Here is a 4,315-nt window from a genome sequence, read left to right on the forward strand (position 1 = left end):
GAAGGCAGCACCGACGGCGACTATGAAGCCCTTGTCCGGCTGCTGAAGGAAAATGAAGAGCTGAAGGACCGCGCGCTGCGCGTGGCGGCCGAAATGGAAAACCTGCGTCGCCGCACGGCGCGCGATGTTCACGATGCGCGCACCTACGCGGTCGCGAATTTCGCCCGCGACATGCTTTCGGTGTCGGACAATCTGCGCCGCGCGCTGGATGCGATTCCCGCCGAGGCCAAGGCATCGGGTGACGCCGGCTTCAAGGCGCTGATCGAAGGCGTCGACCTCACCGAGCGCGCCATGCTGTCGGCGCTGGAACGGCATGGGGTCAAGAAGCTCGCGCCGGAAGGCGAGAAGTTCGATCCCAATTTCCACCAGGCGATGTTCGAAGTGCCCAATCCGGACGTCCCGGCCAACACCGTGGTCCAGGTCGTGCAGCCGGGCTATTCGATCGGCGACCGCGTGCTGCGCCCGGCTATGGTCGGCGTCGCCAAAGGCGGTCCGAAGTTTGCCGCCGCTGAAGCGCCGGTCGAGCCGGGGCCGGTAAACGAGCAGGCTGAGAAAGATGCATAGTTAAGGGAGTAGGGCAGTAGGGCAGTAGGGAAAAGGGCAATCGCACCTTCCGTGCGGCTTCGTGCTAAACATACTGCCCTACTGCCCTATTCCCTTACTCCCCTGGCCTGCCATGAACCCCATCGCGCTTCTCGACTATGCCGGTGTCGCCGTCTTCGCGGCGACGGGGGCGCTTGCGGCTTCGCGCAAGCAGCTCGACATTATCGGCTTCCTGTTCCTGGCCAGCGTCACCGGGATAGGTGGCGGCACGCTTCGCGACGTCATCCTCAACCTGCCGGTTTTCTGGGTCGCCAACTCCGGCTATGTGCTGGTCTGCGCCGCGGTTGCGGTGCTGGTCTTCTTCAGCGCGCATCGTGTCGAATCGCGCTGGAAATGGCTGCTCTGGCTCGACGCCATCGGGCTCGCCGCTTTTTCGGTGATGGGCGCGGCCAAGGGGCTTGCGATTACCGGTTCGCCGGTCGTCTCCGTCATCACCGGCGTGCTCACCGCCACTTTCGGCGGCATTCTGCGCGATCTTCTTGCCGGCGAGCCATCGGTGCTGCTCAGGCCCGAAATCTATGTCACGGCGGCCCTTGCAGGTGCCGGCCTTTACACGCTTGGCGATCTTGCCGGACTGCCGCCGCTCGCCTCGGACCTTGCCGGTTTTGCTGCGGCGTTCCTTGTGCGTGGCGGCGCGCTCAAATTCGGCTGGTCGTTTCCGTCCTACAAGAGCCGGCCCGGCAGGCGGCCGGAAGATATTTTGTGAAAAGGAAGCGAATAGCGAATAGGGGTTGAACGAGATAGCTCCCGCTACTTTCTATTCGCTAGCCTCACGCAGCGAAGCGCTGGGCTTCCCCGCCATAATAGTTGACGTAGCGTGCGCCGATCTCCTTGACCGGCATCACGACGAACACATCGACCGTCGAGAATTCGCGATCGATGACGCAGCCGTCGCCGATGCGGGCGCCGACGCGCAGATAGCCCTTGACCAGAGGCGGCATCGCGGCGATCGCCGCCTTGGCATTGACCGCCTCGATCGGCATCAGGTCCATCGAGCAGTAGCGCCCGGAGACCGCGCGCACGTCCCAGGCCGAATTTGTGCGGCAGTGGTGGGCGAGGTAGGTGAGCGCCTCGGCATGCGCCGCCGGCACGGTGCCGTGAAAAGAAGCGCAACCGGTCATCACACCGATTTCGTAATGGTTGATGTAGGCCCAGATGCCTTGCCACAACGCCTCGATGGTGCGTTTCGAGCGGTATTCCGGCAAGACGCAGGAGCGGCCGAGTTCCAGGAAACGCTGGCCGGGGTGACGGGCAATGAGCTTGGTCAGCTCGAATTCACCTTCGGAATAGAAACCGCCGGCCGTGGCCGCGATTTCTTGCCGCAGCAGCCTATATGTACCGACGATACGGCGATGTTCGGGACCGGAAAGCGTGGTGTCCAAAACCAGCAGATGGTCGCAGAGTGGATCGAACCGGTCGGCGTCACGGCGGTCATGGGCCTGGAACAGGTCCTTCCTGGCGCCAAGTTCGTCGTAGAACACCCGGTAGCGCACTTCCTGCGCGGCCGCGATCTCGGCCTCGTTGCGAGCGAGCCGCACTTCAAGATTGCCTATACGGCCCAGTGCCGCGCCCTTTATGACGGAATCGACGTTACGTCCGGCAAGCAAGGCGCTGCTGGCGTTCGGCCGAGTGTCACATTCCGGCATAACTGTATGCACGAGTGATTCTCCTTCGAGCCATCCCTCTTGGCACGGGGATACGGTGTAGGTGCAACAGGATTGTGACAGTACCGTGATACGACGTCGTGGGCAATACTTCGTCGGCTGGCGAATACGATCAACCGGCTACGTTTAAGTGATCGCCCGGTGCGGAACGGGCGGTGGAAAGCTCAGGCCGCGACGACCTGGCCCTCGACGGCATTGACCAGCGCCTCGGGGTCGAGCGGCTTGGTGACAAAGCCGCTGGCGCCATGGGCCAACACCGCATGGCGGGTCTTTTCCTGGCTGTCGGCCGACAGCACCATGATCGGCACCGGCCGCACGGCACTTTCTTCCTCATGGCGGCGGATGGCGGCAATCGCGTCCAGCCCGTCCATGACCGGCATGTGCAGATCCATCAAGACCACGTCGAAGCGGTCCTTGTGCGCGGCGCCGGTGACAGCCTCGACGGCCGCCTTGCCGTTGCCGACCACCCTGACGCGATGCCCGGCCTTCAGCAGCGTGGCGCGGGCCAGCATGGCATTGATGTCATTGTCCTCGGCGATCAGCACCGACAGGCCGCGCTGGCGGTTGCCGACGGCGCGCAGTGTCGGCGCGCCGCGCTTTTCCGGCTGCGGCGGGCCGAGGCTCGGAGCATGGCTGCTCAACAGTACACGCAAAAGTGTTCCGCCGCGCACCGGCCTGGCCAGGAAGGTTGCGTAGCCGCTGGCGCGGAACTCGCCAAGCATGCCGCGATCTGTCGGCGCGATCAGCGTGATCGCCTCACAGTCGGAGAAACCGCTCTGGCGCAGGCGCTTGAGCAGCCTTCCGTCGCCTTCCTCCATCGCTGCATCGACCAGGATCGCGTCGCAGCCGGCGGCGAAAGGCGCGGCCTGTGCGGCGGTGGTGGCGATGTCGACCGCGCCACCGTTGGCACGGATGGTGCGGGCGATGGCGTCGGCCTCGACGGCGTTCTTCGACAGGATCACCACGCGTCTGCCCGAGAGAGCATTCTGGCGGCCCTGCGGCGCTTCGGTGGCCGCTGTCGCAGGGACTTCGAAGACGAACTCGGATCCCTGGCCGAGCCGGCTGGATACCGAGATCGTGCCACCCATGGCGGCCACCAGGCGCCTGGAGATGGCAAGGCCGAGGCCGGCCCCGCCATGTGTGCGTGTCGACGTGCCGTCGGCCTGCTCGAACTCCTCGAAAATGCGCTCCAGGTCGGCATCATGCAGGCCCGGACCGGTATCGGCGATGGTAAAGCATATGCGGTCGCTGGTTTCGGTGCGTGCGCGTGCAATGCTCACCAGCACGCCGCCGCTGTCGGTGAACTTGATGGCGTTGCCGATGAGGTTGAGAAGCACCTGCCTGACCTTGCCTGGATCGGCGGTGATCAATTGCGGCACGTCGGGTTCGACATGACAACCCAGCCCGATATCCTTGGCGAAGGCGCGCGCCGCCAGCAATTCGATGATGTTGTCGGCGATCTCGCGCACCGACATCGGCTGCGGCTCCGGGTCGAAACGCCCGGCTTCGATCTTGGAATAGTCGAGAAGATCCTCGATCAGGGCAAGCAATGCGCTGGCTGAGGTCGAGACGGCGCCGACATAGGTCTGCTGCTCCGGCGACAGGCTGGTGTCGGCGAGCAACCTGGCCATGCCCATGATGCCGTTCATCGGGGTGCGGATTTCATGGCTGACGGTGGCGAGGAAACGCGATTTGGCCTGGCTGGCATATTCGGCCCGTTCGCGTGCGGTGATCAGCGAGGACTCGGCGCGTTTGCGGGCGGTGATGTCGCGGGCGATGGCGCGGTGCGAAACCGCGCCACTGTCCTTGTCGCGCACCGACAGTTCGATCCAGGAGAACCAGCGCTGCCCGCTCGGCGTGCTGATAGAGACATCGGTGGAACTCAGGCACTCATGGTCGGAAAAGGCGGCATCGGGAACCATGCCGACCTCGATGCCGAGTTCCGCCAGGGTCTTGCCGGCAAGATCGCGCTGGTCGATCTCGACGAGATCGGCGAAGACCTTGTTGGCATAGACGATGTAGCCGTCGCGGTCGCGATGGATGACGAG

Annotated in this window: 4 protein-coding genes; 2 read left to right on the top strand and 2 right to left on the bottom strand. The window is 64.3% G+C overall.

Going from position 1 to position 4,315, the window contains the following annotated elements; all coding sequences use genetic code 11:
- Together grpE and ENZ75_RS22910 are read left to right on the top strand one after the other, a co-directional pair.
- Positions 1-564 (top strand): nucleotide exchange factor GrpE (gene grpE, locus ENZ75_RS22905; protein ID WP_128278333.1); only part of this gene is annotated, 564 nt, incomplete at its 5' end.
- A gap of 112 nt (positions 565-676) precedes the next feature.
- A complete protein-coding gene (locus tag ENZ75_RS22910) occupies positions 677-1,309 on the top strand; it encodes a trimeric intracellular cation channel family protein (RefSeq protein ID WP_013529571.1) in 633 nt (210 codons plus the stop codon).
- 64 nt (positions 1,310-1,373) lie between these two features.
- Here the strand turns inward: ENZ75_RS22910 and ENZ75_RS22915 are convergent, their stop codons facing one another.
- Positions 1,374-2,249: a GNAT family N-acetyltransferase gene (locus ENZ75_RS22915; RefSeq protein ID WP_023812526.1), complete on the bottom strand. Its 876-nt coding sequence runs from the start codon at positions 2,247-2,249 to the stop codon at positions 1,374-1,376.
- 182 nt (positions 2,250-2,431) lie between these two features.
- The coding region (locus ENZ75_RS22920) for a response regulator (protein ID WP_128278334.1) at positions 2,432-4,315 on the bottom strand (1,884 nt) is incomplete at its 5' end.

It is taken from the genome of Mesorhizobium sp. M7A.F.Ca.CA.002.04.1.1, assembly GCF_004022805.1.
GTDB lineage: Bacteria > Pseudomonadota > Alphaproteobacteria > Rhizobiales > Rhizobiaceae > Mesorhizobium > Mesorhizobium ciceri.